The following is a 20,337-nucleotide window of genomic DNA, read 5'->3' as shown; positions in this document are numbered from 1 at the left end:
GATTTTATGAATTCTCAGATTTTGAAAATGTTGTTTTTATCACTTTTTACAATTTTTATTATCTCTTGTGATAATAAGTCAGGTAAAAAAGAAGGAGCAAAAAATCAACCAAAAAATATATTATTTATTGCGGTTGATGATCTAAAACCAATATTGGGTGCTTATGGAAATACAGTTGTAAAAACACCGAATATTGATAAGTTAGCTGCTAATGGTTTTGTTTTAGAAAATAATCATTGTCAACAAGCAGTTTGTGGACCTTCTCGAGCAAGTATCATGACTGGTAAAAGACCTGATTATACTAAAATTTGGGATTTAAAAACACATATCAGAAGCATAAACCCTGATATTGTTACGATGCCACAATATTTCAAACAGAATGGATATCAAACTGCTCCTGTTGGAAAAATTTTCGATTTTAGATCTGTAGATAGACAGCAAGATTCTATTTCTTGGACGCATAGATATGCGAATTTGAAAAGGAAAAACAAAGAATATGTAAATGAAACTACACACATTTCTTACGAAGTTTTACATATTCCTGATAGTGCAACTGTAGATGGAATGGTAGCAACTAGAAGTAACCATTTATTAAGAAAATTTTCAAAAGAGAAAAAATCTTTCTTTTTGGCAACAGGTTTTCATAAACCGCATTTGCCTTTTGTGGTGCCTGAAAAATATTGGGATATGTACCCAATAGAAACAATTACGTTGCCAGAATTTCAAAAAACTCCAGAAGGTGCTCCATATTATGCAACGCAACCAAGTTGGGAGTTAAGAGGTGGTTATGCAGATTTTACAAAAGATTATAGTGTACCAATTTCTGAAGCTAAACAGAAGAAATTGATTCAAGGTTATTATGCAAGTGTTAGTTTTATTGATACGCAAATAGGTTTGGTAATAGATGAATTAGACAGATTAGGGTTAAGAGAAAACACAGTAATTGTGCTTTGGGGAGATCATGGTTGGCATTTAGGCGACCACAATATGTACTGCAAACACACAAATTACGAGCAATCTACCAGATCTCCATTAATTTTTTCAGCAGGAAAAGATAAGATAGGGAAATCTAATTCTCCAACTGAATTTGTAGATGTGTATCCAACCTTGTTAGAATTAGCAGGGGTAAAATCTCCAGAAAATTTAGATGGTATAAGTTTAGTTCCGTTATTAGAAGGAAAAGTTGAGAAAGTAAAAGATTTTGCGGTAAGTCAGTTTCCAAGAGAAGATGATAAAATGGGGTATACTTTCAGAAATAAAACACATCGTTACACAATTTGGATGAAAGATAACTTTAGATCAAATCAACCTTTTGACGCTTCTTTAGTAGATGCTGAAGAATTATACGATTATGAAAAAGATCCAAAAGAAACAAAAAATTTGGTAAAAGAAGAGGCTTATAAAACTGTAAAAGAAGATTTAAAAGCACAAGCAATTGCATTTTTTAAAACTCAAGAAGTTAAATAAAATATGAAAACGAACATATTCATCTCATTAATAATAGTAACGTTTTTCGTTACTATTATTAGTTATAATAAATCCAAAGAACACAAATTACCAGAAGCAATTTCTTATAATTTTACTCCTAAAGATACTACTTGGAAAAGTTTATCAATTAGAGAAAAAATAGGGCAAACTATGATTGTACGTGCGTTTCACAAAGCGCAAGTTGCTGAGTTTGGCTCTATTGAAAAAATGATGGATGAATATCCTATTGGCGGAATTTTTGTTCCCTATTGGGATTATCTTTTTACGCCTCCAAGAGATCAAGTAATTCCGACTATTAAAAATGCGATTTTAGATTATGAAAACGCATCTAAATACCCAATGATTGTTACTGAAGATTTTGAAAGAGGAGTTGGAAGTATTTATAGTGAATTTACAAATATGCCTTCAGAAATGGCAGTTGGCGCTGCAAATAACACAGATTTAGCGTATAAATTTGGGAATGCAATTGCAAAAGAATCGAATGCTTTAGGTGTAAATTGGTTGTTACATCCTTTAGTGGATTTGAATATGAATCCGTTGCAAAGTTTGGTTATTGAACGTGCAATTTCTGATGATGCTACAAGAGCTTATCCGCTTTTAAAAGCGCAAATTGAAGGTATGAACGCTCAAGGCGTAGTTTCAACAATTAAACATTTCCCTGGAGATGGAGCAACCATTAAAAATCAGCATTTAATAACTTCTGCAAATAACTTATCAATTTCTGAATGGAATAAAACCTTTGGTACAATGTATCAAAAAATGATAAATAACGGAACACCAGCAATTATGGTCGGTCATATTCGTTTTCCTGCCTATCAAAAAGAAAAGAGAAAAGGTGTTTTCTTACCAGCTTCTTTATCCGAAGAATTGATGGTTGGTTTGTTGAAGAAAAAAATGAAATTTAACGGAGTAATTATGTCTGATGCTTTAAATATGGGAGGAGCAGCTGGTTATTATGAAAATGAAATTGAAACTTCTTTAGCTGCTTTTAAAGCAGGAGTTGATATGGTATTGTGGCCAACTTTAAAATTTATGGATTCTTTAGAAGTAAGAATCAAAAGAGGTGATATTCCAATGTCTAGATTAGATGATGCAGTGGAAAGAATTTGGGGAGTTCGTGAGCAATATAATCTGCTAAAAAAGAAGGAAACTATTTTTTATCCAATTTCGGAAAAAGAAACAAAAGTTATTCAGAAATATGCACAAGAAATTGCAAATAATGCTGTGACCTTGCTTACAGATAAAACTAAAATTCCACTAAAATCATCACAAAATAAAAGAATTGCAATTGTAAATATTAGTCACGAAAATAGAACAAATGAGTTGCGCTTAACTCAAAAATTATTGCAAGAAAAAGGTTTTGAAATAGATACTATTTTACACAACCCCAATTTTTTAGATTGGGGAGAAAAGTTGAAGTTTTTTGATAAATACGATAAAGTTTTAGTTGCTTTCGAAAATCGATATTTTAGTCCTTTAGGAGCTTCACTTTTAAAAGATAAAGAAGCATTAGGTGTTTGGACAATGGGAATGTTGCCTCAAGACAAAATTATTGCAGTTTCTTATAGCAATCCATATTACGTCAATTTCTATTTCGAGAATGCTTTTATTGGAATTAATGCATATAGTATAGATCGATTTTCTCAAAAAGCAGTTGTAGATGCTTTGACTGGAAATATACCTTTTATAGGGACATCTCCAGTGAAATTAGAGCACGATATATTAAAGTAATATTTATATAAATAACATTCAAAATGAATAAAGTAACCTTCTTTTTATCATTAGTATATTTTCTTTTTTTTAATTCAATAACTGCTCAAAATATTTTACATGTAGCAACAATTGGATCAGATTCTTCTGGAAATGGATCAGAATCTAATCCTTACAAAACATTGCAAAAAGCAGAACAAAAAGTAAAAGCTGGTGATACTGTTTATGTACATACAGGAACTTACAGAAATAGTGATTTTAATGATGGTGATATTTGGGGAGGAGAAAACTTATTAAAAATAACTGCAAATGGTACAGCTACTAATTACATTACATTTAAACCATTTCCTGGTGATGTTGTGATTTTAGAGTTTGATGCTACTTATGGAGTTTTAATAAAAGATTCATCTTATTTAATTTTTGAAGGTTTTGATATAAAAGGAATCTCAGATAATATTACACAGACTGAAGCAGATGATGCCTGGGGATTGTATATTGATAAAAATGACGGACAAGTTTATAATTTAGAGGATGAAATAGGCATAAGTTATCCAAATCCAAGTCCATATAAAAGAGGTGATGACATCCCTAAAATTTCTAAAAACCTTACAAAACCAAGTTATTTTTCTGGAAAAGGGATTGTTGCAAATAATTCGCATCATATTATTATTAGAAACAATATTGTTAGAGAAACTCCTGGTTCTGGTATTAGATCTAATGGTAGCGATTATGTAACAATTGCAAATAACGAGGTGTATAATTGCACTTTTTATACAACAGCAGGCTCAGGGGCTGTTACAGTTGCGGAGGCAAAAGTTATTCCTGAAAATGATTTGTTTGAAGGTGTTAAAATAATTCTTGAGAAGAATTATATACATCACAATGAAAACAGAATGGTTTCTTATGCGTCTTCAAAAGATTTTTTACATTTTGTTATTGATGAAGGTACAGGTTTGTTTTTAACTAGAAATCTAACATATAATCACGGTTATATACAGATTTCAAACAATATTTCATCTTATAATGGAGCATCAGGAATTGTAGTTCATTTTACAGAAAGAGTAATTGTAGAGCACAATACCGTTTTTAAAAATGGGACTACCAATGATAGTTCAGCAGGTGGAATAGGAATCAATAATACAGATAAACTAACAATTAGAAATAATATTTCTTACGCAGAACCAAATCACTGGGCAATTGGTACGTTAGCGAATCCGAATACAAGTCTAACAGTGGCTAATAACCTAGTTTATAATGAAGATGGTTCAGAAAGTATAAGTAGAAATATTTCTACAGGTTGGACAGAAGAAAATCCCTTGTTTGAAGATTCAGTAAATGGTGATTTCTCATTAAAATCGACTTCTCCAGCAATAGATAATGGTTCTACTGACGGAACCCAAACGACAGATTATTTTGGAAATAATAGAGATACATCACCAGATATTGGAGCGATAGAATTTGGTTCAGTGTTGGGGATTAAAGATGAAGATAAATTAGATGCTATTCAAATGTATCCAAACCCAACAAAATCTTTGTTAAACATTAATATTAAAGATGCAAATCTTGAAAAAGGGAAAATTGAAATTTTTGATATATCAGGAAGATTGATTCAGTCAAAGTTAATCACAAAAGATTGGATACAATTAGACTTGAAAGGCCCAATAGGTATATATGTAATAAAAATACAAAACAACAATTCTATAATTATTAAGAAAGTAGTAAAACAATAAATAGATTTAAAACTTAAATTTTTCCCTTACCAATTCATTATATACTTTTTCGCTAATTTACCAGATTCCGTTAAATCTTCATCAGACCAATTTCCAGAAATGTCTGCTGTTGGTTTTAATGCAGAAGCCCCTTCGTCTTTATTATTAATTGACCAATTACAATGTGTAAGATTGTTTTTCTTCATAAATTCCATCCATTTTCTTGTAGATTCTGGGTCTGCTTTTCCTCCTCCATCAGCCATAACACTTCCCCATTCTGTAACAATTAAAGCAACACCATTATCAAGTGCTTTTTGTGCTTTATTCATTAACCATTGGTTATGAGAAGCTGCATAAAAATGTAGCGTGTAAGCAATGTTTTTATATCCTTTTATTGGGTTTTCTGAAGCGTTATCAACATCTTGAGACCATTTTGGTGTACCAACTACAATAATATTATCTGGATCGATTTTACGAATTGCTGCAATCACCTTTTCGGCGTAAGGTTTTATAACAGTATCCCAAGAAACTTTTAAAGGTTCATTATATATTTCATAAATAATATTTGGGTGCTTACTATATTTAGTCGCCATTTTGGTAAAGAATTCAATGGCTTCTTTTTCGTTGTCTTCCGCTTTATGACTGTGCCAATCTATAATTACGTACAAGCCTAATTCTAAACAAGCATCAACAACAGTTTCTAATTTAGTTTGATTTGTTTCCTTGTCAAAAAGATAACTATCGTGAATATCTGGATCTGAAGTCATTGGTATTCTAATAATGGTTGAATTCCAATCAGTTTTTAAATGTTGAACTACATTTTTATTATAAAAACCATTTCCTCTATAATAGTCATTAGACCAAAATAAACTGTTTCCTGCAAAACTTACGGCTTCATCTTTACTGTTTACAATTTGATTTCCATTTACAGATAAAGCACCATTTTTTGAAACCACAGTTGCTTCTTTTCTATTATTTTCTTTATTCTTTATTGATGTTTTTTTTGAGTTACAACTCATAAGAATCATTAAAACTAAAAGGATACTTCTCATATTTTGTTTTTAGTAGAATTAGCACTTCAAACAAATTTAATTTATTTTTTACTGGAAATCCACTGTTTACAGTACGTTTGACGATATCTAAACCTTTTAAGATGCTGAATAAACCTATTTTTTAAAGTTGAAGAGTACTTTTACGGTGTAAAATTATCATCAATTATGAAAGACCATATTTTAAAATCTATTTATTTAAGTTTAATTGTTTTATTCTTTGTTGGCTGTAAAACTGAAAACAAAAAAACAGCAATTAGTGAAAAAAAGAAACCAAATATTGTCTTTTTTATTGCTGATGATATGTATCCGTGGATGTTTAATAATACTGCTGAGGGAAAAGATAAAGACGGAAAGCCTTTAAATTTAACGCCTACCTTAGACAGAATGGCTGCAGAAGGTGTTTGGTTAGAAAAGATGAAAGTAGTTTCGCCTGTTTGTACTCCAAGTAGATATAATTCTTTAACAGGAAATTATGCAAGTAGAGCTAAAAACGAAGCTTTTACTGGTTTTACAGAAGTAAATGATGGTCAAACTGTAATACAGTGGAATTCTTATATTGCTCCTGGTGAAAAAACAATGGGAACTTACTTTCAAGATTTAGGTTATAAAACTGGTTTTGTAGGTAAAAATCATATTATAGAAAGTTTATCTCAAGTTGGAGATGGAGGAGAAAAACCTGAATTAGATGCAGATCCAAATGATCCAAAAGTTCTTGAAGGTTTAGAATATAGATATAAGGAGTTACAAAAAGATATAAAAAAATCTGGATTTGATTATGCGGATAAATTATATCACAACAATCCAAATTGGTTAGGCATAAGAGCGTTAGCTTATCAAAATATGGATTGGATTGCAGAAGGTGGTGTAGAATTTATAGATAAGTATAAAGAAGATCCTTTTTTGCTTTACATTGCATCAACATTACCTCATGCACCACTGCAACCAAAAGTTTCTTGGCAAGCAGACAGAAGAATTACACCTAAAGGGATTTTAAAAAATGCACCAACTGTTTTACCTCAGCCTCCAGTAAAATCTTTACAAGAAAGAATAAAGAAAGCTGGTTATGAAGGAACAAGCAGAGAAAATATTTTATGGTTAGATGATGCAGTAACTGCGTTGTTTAATAAATTAGAAAAAGAAGGGGTTTTAGACAATACAATTGTTGTTTTCTTTAATGATCATGGTCAAAATTTTAAAGGAACTTTATATGAAGGTGGTGTAAATTCGCAAGCTTTTATTTGGAAAAAAGGAGGATTTAAAGTTGGTAGTAAAATGACAAACCCGGTATCTAATGTAGATTTTTTACCTACGCTTTTAGATTTGGCCGGAGATACAAAACATAAAGATAGTTTTGATGGAAAAAGTTTTAAATCTGCTTTAGAAGGAAAAGAATTTGCAGGAAGAACTTCTATGTATCACGAATTAGGATATGCAAGAGCAGTTGTAAAAGATGGTTTTAAATATTATGCAGTAAGGTATCCAAAATGGGCAACAGATTATACTTTGGAACAACGTAAAGATACTTTAGCAAAATACACAAAATTCAGAGAATCTTTTGGTGAACATGCAATTTCAGATAATCCAAAAGATCCTTATGGTCAATTAGAAATGGTTCCTGGTGGTGGAGGAGCAGAACACAATGCTTATTTGAATCATCCTAACTTTACAGCTTCTGATCAATTATATGATTTAAAAAATGATCCTGAAGAGAAAAATAATTTATTTAATGATCCAAAATATGCTGAACAATTAAAAATGTTGAAAGCAGAATTAAATTCTTACATTTCATCTTTACCTGGTAAATTTGATATTTAAATAGAGAAAAATAAAGCAATAGAAAGTAATAAAATAAAAGATGAAATTAAAATTAACGATTATAGCTTCTTTGGTAATTGCAACAATAATAAGTTGTAAAACGCAACAAACGAACTCATCAAATAATAAAAATAAAGTTGTTTCTACAGTATCTAATACAGCTAAAAAGAACATACTTTTTATAGCTATTGATGATTTAAAACCTTTGCTTTCTAATTATGGAGAGACTCAAATGATAACTCCAAATTTTGATAGATTATCAAAGTTAGGAATGACATTTACAAATGCACACGTGCAATATGCAGTTTGTGGTGCGTCAAGAGCAAGTGTCATGACAGGGACAAATCCTGATACAAACAAGGTTTGGGATTTACATACAGATTTTAGAGAATCTGCTCCAAATTTAGTTTCTATGCCAGAACATTTAATTAATCAAGGTTATGAAAGTACTGGATCTGGTAAAATATATCACATTCCTTCAGCAGCAAAAGGACATGATGGAAAAACTTGGAGTATTCCTCATCAAATGCCTAAAAATTATGACCCAAAATATGGAGAACCTGCTTTAGCATATTACCAAAATCCTGAAACTAAAAAGGAAATTGCAAGACTAACAGCAGAGGCAGAAGCTAAAGGATTAAAAAGAGGGAAAATAAGAAGTTACGTTTTTAAAAGATTTAAACCTTCAACAGAAAGTGCAGATGTAAGTGATACTGCTTATAATGATGGTTTGTATACACAAACAGCTTTGAAGCAATTAGAGAGTTTAGAAAACGGAAATAAACCTTGGTTTTTAGCAGTGGGTTATCAAAAACCACATTTACCGTTCGTTGCTCCAAAAAAATATTGGGATTTATATGATAGAGCTAAAATTGAATTGGCTCCTTTTCAGCAATTATCAGAAGGAACACCAAAGTTTGCGTTTCACTCCTTTGGAGAAATTAGAGCATTCTCTGATATAGATAGTAAACTAAAAATTGGTGATAAGATTCCTGAAGCAAAACAACGTGAATTAATACATGGTTACATGGCTTGTATTTCATACATAGATGCTCAAATAGGAATTTTATTAGACAATTTAGAAAAAAGAAATATTTTAGATGAGACTGTAATTGTTCTTTGGGGAGATCATGGTTTTCATTTAGGAGATCATACAGAATGGTGTAAACATTCTAATTTTGAGCAAGCAACAAGAATTCCTTTTATGTTTGCTGGACCAGGAGTTGCTAAAAATCAGAAGAGTCATCATCCGGTTAATTTAGTAGATTTATTTCCTACAATATTTGACTTAGCAGGAGTTAAACAACACCCTCAAACTGATGGAAAATCTTTAGTGAATTTATTAGATTCAAATTCTAAAACAACTGTTGAAATGGATTATGCATATCATCAATATATGAGAGGTTCAAGAATGGGTTATGCAATTAGAACAGATAGATTTAGATATACAGAATGGCATGGTAAAAACTATAGAAGTTCAGATAATTATTATACTTCTGAAATTGTTGGAAGAGAATTGTATGATTATGAGAAAGATCCTTTAGAAACACGAAACCTTGTAAAAGATAAAGAATATACTGCTGTGGTTGATGAATTAAAAAGTAAATTAAAAAATCATTTAACCCAAAAGTAAAGATTAATTTTTTTTGCACATTTTCTAAATTAAACTTAATAATCATAAACAAGTCTAAAGACAGTGTTTAATTAAAACATTAAAATGAAAAAAAGTATCTTATTTTTTACACTCTGCTTTTCTGTTTTGGCTTTTGGTCAGAACAAACCAAACATCTTAATTATTCATACAGATGATTTAGGGTATCATGATTTAAGCTTTACAGGTTCTCAATTATATGATACTCCAAGCATAGACAAATTAGCAAAAGAAGCGGTTTCTTTTACAAACGCTTATAGTAGTTATCCTCGTTGTACACCTTCTCGTTATGCAATGCTTACAGGAACCTATCCTGTAAACGAAAATAAAGGTTGGCTTGGTGGCATACCAAAAGAAAAGAACTTTATAAAGCAGTTTAACAATGCTGGTTATAACACTTCTTACGTTGGTAAATGGCATATTGGTAATGGAGATAGTGCCCCAGATAAATTTGGATTTTCTCATATTTATGCTGCTGGTGAAGCAGGTGGAATTGCATCTCGCCATTATCCTTTTAATATTACAGTCAAAGGCAAAAAGGGTAAATATATTGTTCCGAATGTACAAGAAGATGGAAAAGAAGGAGATTATGCATCAGATTTATTAACAAATGCTACTATTAAATTCATAAAAAACACACCTAAAGACAAACCTTTTTTAGCTGTTTTGGCATATTATGCTGTTCACACGCCTATTGAGGCAAAGCCAAAAGATGAAGCAAGAAATAAAGAACAATTAAAAAATATTGACTTCGGAAACACCCCTGAATATATTAAAGAAGGTGAAGGAAGAAGAAAAATGAGACAAGATGATGCTGCTTATGCTGGTATGGTTGAAAATGTTGATGAAAATGTTGGACGAATTTTACAAACACTGAAAGATTTAGGAATTGATGAAAATACAATCATCGTTTTTTCTTCTGATCACGGAGGATTATCAAATGATGGAAATAAAAATGAACGTCATTTAGCAACTACAAACTTACCTTTAAAAGCAGGCAAAGGTCATTTATATGAAGGTGGAATTCGTGTTCCATTATTTATCAAATGGACAAAAGAATTGAAGCCGAAAGTTGATGATAAATCAATAGTTATTGGTATGGATATTTTTCCAACACTTTTAGATTTAGCTATTGATAAAAAAGTTGATGGAATTGATGGTGAAAGTTATGCAAAAGTTTTAAAAGGAAAAGATTGTTGGGAAGATAGAACTGTTTTTTGGATATCTAAAAAAGCAAGACCTCATAGCACTGGAGATAGTAAAGCTGCAGTTGTAAGATCTGGAGATTACAAGTTGATGCAGTTTTTAGGAACGGATAAAGTAGAAGTATACAATCTAATAAAAGATATTGGAGAAGAAAATGACGTGTCTAAATCCAATCCAAAGAAAACAGCAGAACTATTAACACTTCTTAAAGATTGGAAAAAAGCGTACTTAATTCCTGAAAAATTAAAAATTACAAATCCGAATAAACAGAAAGGGAAGAATAATAAGAACAAAAAGAAAAAATAACAATGAAATTTACTTTAAACCTTTTATATAGAAAGGTAAACTTAGTTGTTCTCACGGTCATAATTAGTCTTTCTCTAAGCACAAATTCTCAAACCATTACCACTTCATTAAAAACTGAAGTTACTGATGTTTCTGATTTAGATATTGGATTTAACAGACGTTCTGATAAAGGAACTTGGTGGACAGACAATTCATTTAAAACATTGGTTTCAGAAATGAATCCTGATGTGGTAAGATATCCAGGAGGTACACAAGCTAATTATTGGGATTGGAGAACAGGAAAATTTTTAGATAATACAGATAAGACTTGGAATAATAAAGAAGTACTTAAAATTCCAGAATTTGTAAACGTTTTACCAAACAGAACTAAAATTGTGTATGTGGTAAATATGGCAAGACCAACTCCAAATACAGGGATTTCTGTTACCGCAAATGAGCAAACTTTAAAAAGTACAGCAACACTAAACTTAAAAATAGACGATATGATATCGGCAATAAACAAGTTTAAAGAAGCTGGTAAAATGCCTTTTGCAGTAGAATTAGGTAATGAATTTTATTTTGGAAATGAAGAAAGTGGAATTTTTCATATTGTAGAAAATGGAGGGTTTTATTATTCTGGTTGGAATGCAGCAAATAATGCGCCCATTAAATCAAATGATAAAAAAGAAGCCACAGTTGTAAATGCAAAATTCTATTTACAACAATGTAAAACGATTGTAAGTAAGTTAAAAACTGAATTTCCTACGTTAAAATTTGCGCTAACAACTACAAAAGAAGAAACAAATGCTGCAGCAAGAGAAAGATGGAATACTACAATCTTTAATGAATTACAAAATAATTCTAATTTTTCTGCTCTAAAAAATGATATTTATGCAGTAACTCAGCATCATTATTTAAATGATAAATATGGTGTGCAAACTGTAATTTCAGATAATTCTTCATCTAAAGTTGCAATCTCTGAAGGAATTAAATATCCAAATGATAAAATATCAGATTATAATTTAGTCCCTAATAATTATAAAATTTGGTATACAGAATTTGGCGAAGTAAAAGAAATTGCTGAAGAAACTTGGGCATCTGCTATAAGATATGGAACATTTATTTATGGTTGGTTATCTTTAGGTGATAAAGTTGGGCAATTAGATTGGCATTATATTTCTGATAATAATGTTGTTAAAATTGGTTCTCCGATGAAGTTAGCGCCAGTAGGAATCGCTGCTAAAATTGTTTCAAAAGCTTTTGCAGATATGGAGCAAATGCAAGAAATTAATTTCACAAATAACCCAATTTCAGTGAGTAATGTAAACTCTTTGTACGGTCTTAAATTTAAAAATGATAAAAAAGAAACGGTATTAATTATTAATACTAGCAATTCTGATTTTTCTCAGGTAGATTTTAATAATTTATTCAGTTATTCTGGGCAACAAAAAATGACACAGTATTATTCTAACGTTCCTCATATTTCTAATGTTTCTGAAGGTAGCAGTAATATTAAATCAATTTTAGCAAACGTTACAAATTCAACAAGTATTAAAAATTTCTCTTTAACTGTTATTGAATCAGAAAATACAGCACTTTCTACTGATAATGAACTAAAAGATATCATCTCTATTTACCCAAATCCTGTAAAAGACATTCTAATTATTCAATCTAAAAATGAGGTAAAATCTGTTTCAATAATTGATTTATCAGGTAAAATTATTTTACAAGTTGAAAGCTTTAAGGATTCACAAATCAATTTAAAATCAATAAAATCGGGTATTTATATTCTAACTTTAGAAACCACAAAAGGTTTTGTTCATCAGAAAATAGTTAAACTTTAAAAATAGTTATATGACTTATAAAAAAATAAATTCTACAATCTTTATTGTTCTATTCTTTAGTAGTGCTTTTTTTATTCAGTCGTGTTCAACTCCTAAAAAAGTTTTAGAAAACAATATTTTAAGTAATAAGGTTGATTTTAAACAGTACAAAACCAATAACATTTTGGTTGGCGCAACTTTAAATCATTATGAATTAAACACAAAAAAAGAAGAGCTTTTTTTAAAGGATTTTAAATATTTAACTCCAGCAAATGCAGCAAAACAAAGTAGAGTTCATCCGCAACCAAACAAATGGAATTGGACAATAATAGATGACTTTATATCTTTTGCAAACAAACATAAACTTGCTGTAAGATTACACGGGCCAATGAGTCCTCAAGCATCTAAATGGGCAAAACAAGACCATAGAACTGCAAAAGAATTAGAAACTAATTTAATAGAATTTACAACTGCTTTTGCCAAACGTTTTAACAATGAAAAATCTGTTGTTTGGATGGATGTTGTAAACGAAACCATCCTTTCTAATGGAAAATGGTTTGGACCAAAAGAAGGTACAAACAAATGGGAAAATCCTTGGTTAAAAATTGGTTTAGATGAAAACGGATTTCCATTATACATATTAAAAGCTTTTGAAATTGCTACAAAACACGCAACAAATATAAAACTGGTTTACAACCAAAATTCAGGTATGGATGCTATAATGTGGGACAAAGTAAAAGAAACAATTTTATATATCCGTTCTAAAGGATACAGAGTAGATGGTATTGGTTGGCAAGCACATTTATTATTAGGCGCAAAACGTAAAGATTTTGTAGACAATACTGATGAAACAATGCGTAAGTTGGGAGGATTAATTGATTGGGCACATCAAAATAATTTGGCATTTCATATTACTGAATTAGATTATTTAGTGAAGACTAAAGATCTCAATAAAAAAGAATCTGAACGCAAGATTCAGAAAAGAGTGTATCAAAAAATAATTGATGTTTTAGTTGAGAAAAGTAAAAATGGAGAAGTAACAATTAATCTTTGGGATGTTGGTGAAAGATTAAAAAAAGGAACAGGTGTTTTTCAGTCTATTTATGATGAAGATTTTAAACCAACTCCAGCTTATGATGTAATAAAACAATTGATTTCGAATTAATTTTTATTTAAAAAAAACTCCTTGAGACCTAAGTCCATTAGTAAATGACGATAATTGAACCTTTTTAGATTTTTAGTTATAGCTTGTAAAAAATGAATTAGGTAATTTCACTTCGGATAAATCCAAAAGGTTAATTATGAAAAGAGTTTTTGCAGTTTTATTGTTTATTGGAAGTATGAGTTTTGTTTCTCAAACAAAAAAAACTCCAAATATCATATTTATAGAAGTAGATGATTTAATGCCTCGTTTTATGAATAAACTGGGAGAAGGATTTGGACACACACCAAACATTGATAGATTAGCTGAACAAGGAGTCCATTTTCCACATGCAGTGGCACAAGGTCCTATGTGTGGTCCTTCTAGAAATACTCTAATTACAGGTTTATATTCTCATAATTTAGGTTTTTATAAAAATGGAGATATGAGATTTCTTCCAGAAAATGTGTGGACTTTTCCAAAAGTTTTTCAAGAAAATGGTTATCAAACTGCTTATGTTGGTAAATCTCATGTAAGACCACAAAAAAGAAATCAATCTAAGGCAGATGCTTTAAAAGCTTATGGATTTGACTTTGTAAATGCTTCAGGAGAACGTCATGCGATTTGGCGAGATCTAAAAAAAGGGAAAGATGTTAGCGAAATTCCGTTTATAAAACATCTTAAAAAAAGAGGGAAATATGATCAGTTTTTAAAAGATAATAATGTTCCTGGTCATAAAATGAGAAGCACAATGCAAGATGATGTAGATTATCTTGATGGATATATGGCGCATGTTGGTTCTTATTGGATTGAAAATGAGCAAGATAAAGCCAAACCATTTTTTATGTGGTTTAACTTTTGCTTACCTCATGGACCTTATGACGTTCCTCAACGTTATTATGATATCGCAAATAAAATTAAAATTCCTGGGCCAAAAACTAATAAGTTTGGACATTTTGTTCCAGAACCTTTATTAGTAGGAAATAAACCTGCGGAAGCTAAAAAACTACCAAAAGAACGTATAGGAGAAGTTGCCAATGTTGCTTTTATGGATAAAATGGTTGGTAAATTAATTGCATCATTAAAAAGATCAGGTGAATTAGAAAATACGGTGATTGTATTTTTCTCTGATCATTCAATTTTCTTAGGAAATCATGGTCGTTCACATAAAACTACTTTATTTGAAGAAGCTTTAAATACTTCTATGATTATTAGTTACCCTAATTTATTTCCAAAAGATAAAATTAGTATGCAACCAATGGAATTGCTAGATTTAATTCCTACTGCATTTGAATTAGCAGGATTTAAGAATCCAAATAAAATTGCAAAAAACGGTATAAGTGTTGTGCCTCTTTTAACATTAAAAGAGAAAGTTAGGGAATATGCTTTTTCTGAAGTTTATGGAGCTCAATCTGCAACAGGAGAACGTTATAGGTATATTACTAGTGAAGGTTATGAAATTTTATATGATAGAGTTAATGACCCTAATGAGATGAAAAACATTGCAAAAGAGAATCCAAAAGTTACAAAAAAAATGGGTGATGCTGTTAAAAACTGGATGAAGAATAGTGGAGCAGTTTTAGAACCAAAAACACATTAAATATAAAAGATGAAAAACTTGAGATACATTTCAATTCTAATTTTACTAATTAGTTTTAGCTGTAAAGTAAAAGATTCTAAAACAGTTTCTACAAACTTAACAAAACCCAACATTTTAATTATTCATGTTGATGATTTAGGTTTTTACGATTTAAGTAGAAATGGCTCTAAAATTTATCAAACTCCAAATGTTGATAAATTAGCGTCAGAATCTGTGGTTTTTAATAATGCATATGCAAATTATCCACGCTGTGTGCCTTCACGATATGCGATGATGACAGGTAATTATCCCGTTCAAAATGGAGATGTTCCTGATGATGGTTTTAAAATGAATGGAATTGCAGACAATAAAAATTTTGTAAAAAATATAAAATCAGCAGGTTACCAAACGGCTTATTTTGGGAAATGGCATTTGGGTGACGAAAAAAGTTTAAATGAATTTGGATACGATTTTAGTTTTGCGGCTGGTCACGCAGGTTCACCAATTAGTTTTTTATATCCTTTTAATGTTGCTAAACGTGGAAATGGTAAGTCTAAAAAATCTCCAATTCCAGATGTTGATACCGTTAGTAAAGATGGCGATTATTTAATGGATGTTATGACAGATAATGTTGTAAAATACATTACAAATACAGATAAGAATAAACCGTTTATGGCAATGTTTTCGTTTTATGGAGTACATCAACCTTTAGAAGCAAAAGAAAAAGATTTTAAAAGAAATAAAGAAGAAATAAAAAACTTCGATTTTGGAAAACAACCAGAATTTATAAAAGAAGGAACTGGAAGAACTAAAATGCGTCAGAATCATCCAAAATATGCTGCTATGGTAGAAACGATGGATGAAAATGTAGGAAAATTACTTCAACTTTTAAAAGATTTAAAAATTGATAACAATACGATTGTGATTTTTTCTTCTGATCATGGAGGTTTATCTAATGACGGAACTAAAAAACGCGATTTAGCAACTTCTAATTTTCCTTTAAGAGCAGGAAAAGGTTGGTTGTATGATGGAGGAATTAAAGTGCCGCTTTTTGTGAAATGGCCAAACCATTTTCAACCAAAAGAAGACAATGAATCTTTAGTAATGCTAATGGATGTTTTTCCTACAGTATTAGATATTACTGCTAAAAAATCATTACAAACAGATGGAAAAAGTCTTCTGCCAATATTAAATAATGATGAAAAATGGACAGACAGAACTGTGTTTTGGCATTCATCAAAAGCAAGACCAGTAAATACAGGAGATACTAAATCATCAGCAATTAGAAAAGGTGATTATAAGTTGATAAATTGGTATAAAGAAGGAAGAACAGAATTGTATAATATTTCTAAAGATCCATCAGAATCTAAAGATTTATCAAAACAAAAATCGCAATTAACAGAACAGTTATTGAAAGAGTTGAATGATTGGAAATCAAATTTTTAAAAAATGAAAAAAATCATATTTATTATATTCCTTTTAGGAACTTTCTGTGGATTTTCGCAAAAAAAATATCCTAAAGGAGAAAATTTAATTGATTACAATAAGATTAAATTCATCAGCACAAATAAAACATTTGGAAAAGTTACTGTAATAGAACCTTTCAAAAAAAGTAATGCTCAATTCGAAATTGAAACGATAACGCAACCTCAATTCATTTATAAAAGTGCTACTTCTATACCAATTCATAAACAATCTGTAAAACTGGGTCGTGTTTTTTTGTTGAGTTTTTCAGCAAAAACTACAAAGTCTAGCCTAGAAACTGGAGAAGCTAAAATAAACCTGTTATTCAAACAATCAGAATCTTACAAAAACAACATTGTATCTACACAAAGCATATCTTCTAAGTGGCAGCAATACTATATTCCTTTTCAATCGGATATAAATATTGATCAAAATAATTTAGGAATTGTTTTGCACTATGGTTTTAAACCACAAGCTTTTTTAATAAAAGATATAAAATTTGAATTGTTTGCTGAAGGAACAAAATTTGAAGCACTTCCAAAAACTGAAATAGTTTACAAAGGTATGGAGCCAGATGCTAAATGGCGTAAAGAAGCGAATGCTAGAATTGAAAAAAATAGAAAGAGTGATTTTAAAATACAATTTCAAAAAAAGGGAAAAGCTATTACAGATAAAACTATAAGTATTAAATTAATAAAGCATAATTTTCCTTTTGGAGCAGCTATAAATGCAAAAGATGTTGTTGCTAATAATGAAAAGTATAAGAACTTTAAAAAGGCATTTGATTTGGCCGTTTTTGAAAATGATTTAAAAATTAAAAGTTTACGCTGGAAAAAGAAAAAAGACCAATTAATTGAAGCTATTTCAATCTTAAAAAATGATAATGTTACTATAAAAGGACATGTGTTAATTTGGCCTGGATTCAATTATTTAACACCAGAAATAAAAGAAAATAAAGACAACCCAGAAAAAGTAACTAACTTAATTGAAGATCATGTTACTAATCTTTTAAAGCTTACCAAAGATAAAATTTCTCATTGGGATGTTGTTAATGAGGCTTATACTAACAGAGATTTACAACAGATAACAGGTTCTGAAGCTATTCTATACAATGGTTTTAAAGCAACCAAAGAATTACAACCAATAGCAAAATGTTTTATTAACGAATACGGAATTATAAGTAAAGGTGGTTTAGATACCAAAAAGCAAGAATGGTATTATAATTTTATCAAACGCATTGATAAAAATACAGGTGGTTTAGTTGATGGAATTGGTATTCAAAGTCATATTGGATCGGATTTAACACCACCAGAAAAAGTATTAGAAATTCTAGATTATTACGGAACTTTAAATATAAAGATTAGCATTTCTGAGTTTACAATGGATATTCAAGAACCAGTAATAAGAGAGCAATATACAAGAGATTTTATGATTGCTGCATTTAGTCATCCTAACGTTAGTGAATTCCTTTTTTGGGGCTATGTAGAAGATGATAGAAAAAAAGTAGATATTTATAAAAAAGATTTTACTATTGGTGCAATGGGTAAAGCGTATTTCTCTTTAATTAACGATGTTTGGAAAACTGATTTTATAGGAAAGACAAATGATAAAGGAACAATTCTTGGAAATGGTTTTTATGGAACTTATGAATATAGTTTTGTAGATGGTTCAAGAGTTGTAAAAGGCGAATTTCAATTAAATCCTAATCAAAATGGAATCATAAACGTACATATTAAATGAGAAAATTACTAACCTTTTTTTGCATACTATCAATAATTGCATGTAATAAAAAAACGTTTCAAGAAAAAGGAATACAAAAAGAATTAAAGCAACCAAATATTCTTTGGATTGTTACAGAAGATATTAGTCCTACGTTTTCATTTTACGGAGACAATACTGCCAAAACTCCTAATTTAGATAAGTTAGCGTTAGAAAGTATGATTTACGATAATGCATTTGCGCCTGTTGGTGTTTGCGCACCTTCTCGTTCTTCAATCATTACAGGGATGTACCCTACAAGTATTGGTACAATGCATATGAGAACTGGTAAAGATGTTTTTTCTTGGGGAAGTCGTTCTTATAAAAAGAAAACTGGAATTAAAGATTTAGAAGGAAGCGATGTTATAGAATACGCTGCTGTAATTCCAGAAAATGTAAAATGTTATACAGAATATTTAAGAATTGCGGGTTATTATACAACTAACAATGCAAAAACAGATTACCAGTTTGCTGCTCCCGTTACAGCTTGGGATGAGAACAATCAAAAAGCACATTGGAGAAATGCACCAAAAGGTAAGCCTTTCTTTTCCGTTTTTAATATTGGTACAACGCATGAAAGTCGTCTTTGGAAAAATGAAAAATTGCCATTAACTGTAGATACACAAACAGTAAATGTTCCTCCATATTTACCAGATAATATTGCTTCAAGAAAAACAATTGCAAGACATTATAGTAATGTAGAATTAATGGATGCTGAAGTTGGAGTAATTTTAGAGCAATTAAGAAAGGATGGATTGTATGATAATACAATTATCTTTTTTTACAGTGATCATGGTGGACCTTTGCCAAGACAGAAAAGAGAAATTTATGATTCTGGATTAAAAGTCCCTTTGATTATTAAAGGATTAAATGGAAAAATAGGAAGAACAGATAGATTAATTTCTTTTGTTGATTTGGCTCCAACAATGCTAAGTTTAGCGGGTATTAAAGCTCCTAATTATATGGAAGGAAATGCATTCTTAGGTGAACATAGTAGTGATAAAAGAGTATATGTTTTTGGAAGTTCAGACAGGTTTGATGAATTTTCTGATAGATTAAGATCGGTTAGAAATAAACGTTATTTATATGTTAGAAACGATTTTCCAGAATTGCCAAAATATAAGGATGTTGGCTACAGAAAAAAGGTTCCTTTAATGGCTGATTTTCTTGATTTAAAAGAAAATAATAAAATAAATAAAGTACAAGAAATTTGGTTTCAAACAAAAACAAAAGAAGAATTATATGACTGTGAAACAGACCCACATAATGTAGTTAATTTAGTAGAAAAACCAGAATATGATGTAATTCTAGAGGAAATGAGAATTGCTTTAAAGAATCATATAAAAGACAGAAAAGATTACGCTTTACAACCTGAGTCTAAAATGATTCTAGAAATGTGGCCTAATTTTGAACAACCAATCACAGCTTCAACAGAAATTAATGTTGAGGGTAAAAATATCTCACTGTCATCAGCCACAAAAGGTGCTTCAATAGCTTATTTAATTTCAGCTAAAGCTGATGAAAAATTAGATTTTAATAGTAAATGGCAAGTTTACTATAAACCAATTAATGTTCAAAAAGGTAAAACTGTTTACACAATTGCTCAACGAATTGGTTATAAAGAGAGTGAAATTATATCACTAAAAATAAATTAGA

13 protein-coding genes are annotated in these 20,337 nt (G+C 30.2%); 12 read left to right on the top strand and 1 reads right to left on the bottom strand.

Annotation, left to right across the window (positions count from 1 at the left end):
- The first annotated feature begins 6 nt into the window (after positions 1–6).
- Genes BTO07_RS06695 through BTO07_RS06685 form a run of 3 tightly spaced genes read left to right on the top strand, consistent with a single transcriptional unit; the run spans position 7 to position 4,928 of the window.
- Complete coding sequence (locus BTO07_RS06695; protein WP_087520499.1) at positions 7–1,467, top strand: sulfatase; 1,461 nt, start codon at positions 7–9, stop codon at positions 1,465–1,467.
- 3 nt (positions 1,468–1,470) lie between these two features.
- A complete protein-coding gene (locus tag BTO07_RS06690) occupies positions 1,471–3,219 on the top strand; it encodes a glycoside hydrolase family 3 protein (RefSeq protein ID WP_087520498.1) in 1,749 nt (582 codons plus the stop codon).
- Positions 3,220–3,242: 23 nt separating this feature from the next.
- On the top strand, positions 3,243–4,928 hold the full coding sequence (locus BTO07_RS06685) for a T9SS type A sorting domain-containing protein (RefSeq protein WP_087520497.1): 1,686 nt from the start codon (positions 3,243–3,245) through the stop codon (positions 4,926–4,928).
- Between the two features lie 26 nt (positions 4,929–4,954).
- Here the strand turns inward: BTO07_RS06685 and BTO07_RS06680 are convergent, their stop codons facing one another.
- Entirely contained in the window at positions 4,955–5,959 is a 1,005-nt protein-coding gene (locus BTO07_RS06680) for a glycoside hydrolase family 5 protein (protein WP_087520496.1), read from the bottom strand.
- A 165-nt stretch (positions 5,960–6,124) separates the two neighbouring features.
- Between BTO07_RS06680 and BTO07_RS06675 the strand changes: the two genes are divergently transcribed.
- From BTO07_RS06675 to BTO07_RS06635, 9 genes are all read left to right on the top strand, one after another.
- The gene (locus BTO07_RS06675) at positions 6,125–7,774 is read left to right on the top strand and encodes a sulfatase family protein (RefSeq protein WP_087520495.1); all 1,650 of its coding nucleotides are present in this window, start codon (positions 6,125–6,127) and stop codon (positions 7,772–7,774) included.
- Between the two features lie 40 nt (positions 7,775–7,814).
- Positions 7,815–9,407, top strand: coding sequence for a sulfatase (locus BTO07_RS06670; RefSeq protein ID WP_087520494.1), 1,593 nt, complete (start codon positions 7,815–7,817; stop codon positions 9,405–9,407).
- A gap of 84 nt (positions 9,408–9,491) precedes the next feature.
- The gene (locus tag BTO07_RS06665; protein WP_087520493.1) at positions 9,492–10,937 is read left to right on the top strand and encodes a sulfatase; all 1,446 of its coding nucleotides are present in this window, start codon (positions 9,492–9,494) and stop codon (positions 10,935–10,937) included.
- Positions 10,938–10,939: 2 nt separating this feature from the next.
- A complete protein-coding gene (locus BTO07_RS17410; protein WP_087520492.1) occupies positions 10,940–12,760 on the top strand; it encodes a T9SS type A sorting domain-containing protein in 1,821 nt (606 codons plus the stop codon).
- Positions 12,761–12,770: 10 nt separating this feature from the next.
- Entirely contained in the window at positions 12,771–13,904 is a 1,134-nt protein-coding gene (locus BTO07_RS06655; RefSeq protein ID WP_087520491.1) for an endo-1,4-beta-xylanase, read from the top strand.
- A gap of 136 nt (positions 13,905–14,040) precedes the next feature.
- Positions 14,041–15,480, top strand: coding sequence for a sulfatase family protein (locus tag BTO07_RS06650; RefSeq protein ID WP_087520490.1), 1,440 nt, complete (start codon positions 14,041–14,043; stop codon positions 15,478–15,480).
- Between the two features lie 9 nt (positions 15,481–15,489).
- Complete coding sequence (locus tag BTO07_RS06645) at positions 15,490–16,905, top strand: sulfatase (RefSeq protein ID WP_087520489.1); 1,416 nt, start codon at positions 15,490–15,492, stop codon at positions 16,903–16,905.
- A gap of 3 nt (positions 16,906–16,908) precedes the next feature.
- Complete coding sequence (locus tag BTO07_RS06640) at positions 16,909–18,663, top strand: endo-1,4-beta-xylanase (protein ID WP_087520488.1); 1,755 nt, start codon at positions 16,909–16,911, stop codon at positions 18,661–18,663.
- Positions 18,660–20,336: a sulfatase family protein gene (locus tag BTO07_RS06635; RefSeq protein WP_087520487.1), complete on the top strand. Its 1,677-nt coding sequence runs from the start codon at positions 18,660–18,662 to the stop codon at positions 20,334–20,336. The genes BTO07_RS06640 and BTO07_RS06635 overlap by 4 nt, the downstream gene beginning before the upstream one ends.
- Position 20,337 lies beyond the last annotated feature (1 nt).

The organism is Polaribacter sp. SA4-12, assembly GCF_002163675.1.
In the GTDB taxonomy this organism is placed as follows: Bacteria; Bacteroidota; Bacteroidia; order Flavobacteriales; family Flavobacteriaceae; genus Polaribacter.
The sequence above is the reverse complement of the archived record's forward strand: the minus strand, read 5'-3'. Positions and strand labels throughout refer to the sequence as shown.

Coding starts and splice junctions, on each gene's coding strand:
- BTO07_RS06695 (WP_087520499.1), top strand. CDS start 7: ATGAATTCTCAGATTTTGAAAATGTTGTTTTTATCACTTTTTACAATT.
- BTO07_RS06690 (WP_087520498.1), top strand. CDS start 1,471: ATGAAAACGAACATATTCATCTCATTAATAATAGTAACGTTTTTCGTT.
- BTO07_RS06685 (WP_087520497.1), top strand. CDS start 3,243: ATGAATAAAGTAACCTTCTTTTTATCATTAGTATATTTTCTTTTTTTT.
- BTO07_RS06680 (WP_087520496.1), bottom strand. CDS start 5,959: ATGAGAAGTATCCTTTTAGTTTTAATGATTCTTATGAGTTGTAACTCA.
- BTO07_RS06675 (WP_087520495.1), top strand. CDS start 6,125: ATGAAAGACCATATTTTAAAATCTATTTATTTAAGTTTAATTGTTTTA.
- BTO07_RS06670 (WP_087520494.1), top strand. CDS start 7,815: ATGAAATTAAAATTAACGATTATAGCTTCTTTGGTAATTGCAACAATA.
- BTO07_RS06665 (WP_087520493.1), top strand. CDS start 9,492: ATGAAAAAAAGTATCTTATTTTTTACACTCTGCTTTTCTGTTTTGGCT.
- BTO07_RS17410 (WP_087520492.1), top strand. CDS start 10,940: ATGAAATTTACTTTAAACCTTTTATATAGAAAGGTAAACTTAGTTGTT.
- BTO07_RS06655 (WP_087520491.1), top strand. CDS start 12,771: ATGACTTATAAAAAAATAAATTCTACAATCTTTATTGTTCTATTCTTT.
- BTO07_RS06650 (WP_087520490.1), top strand. CDS start 14,041: ATGAAAAGAGTTTTTGCAGTTTTATTGTTTATTGGAAGTATGAGTTTT.
- BTO07_RS06645 (WP_087520489.1), top strand. CDS start 15,490: ATGAAAAACTTGAGATACATTTCAATTCTAATTTTACTAATTAGTTTT.
- BTO07_RS06640 (WP_087520488.1), top strand. CDS start 16,909: ATGAAAAAAATCATATTTATTATATTCCTTTTAGGAACTTTCTGTGGA.
- BTO07_RS06635 (WP_087520487.1), top strand. CDS start 18,660: ATGAGAAAATTACTAACCTTTTTTTGCATACTATCAATAATTGCATGT.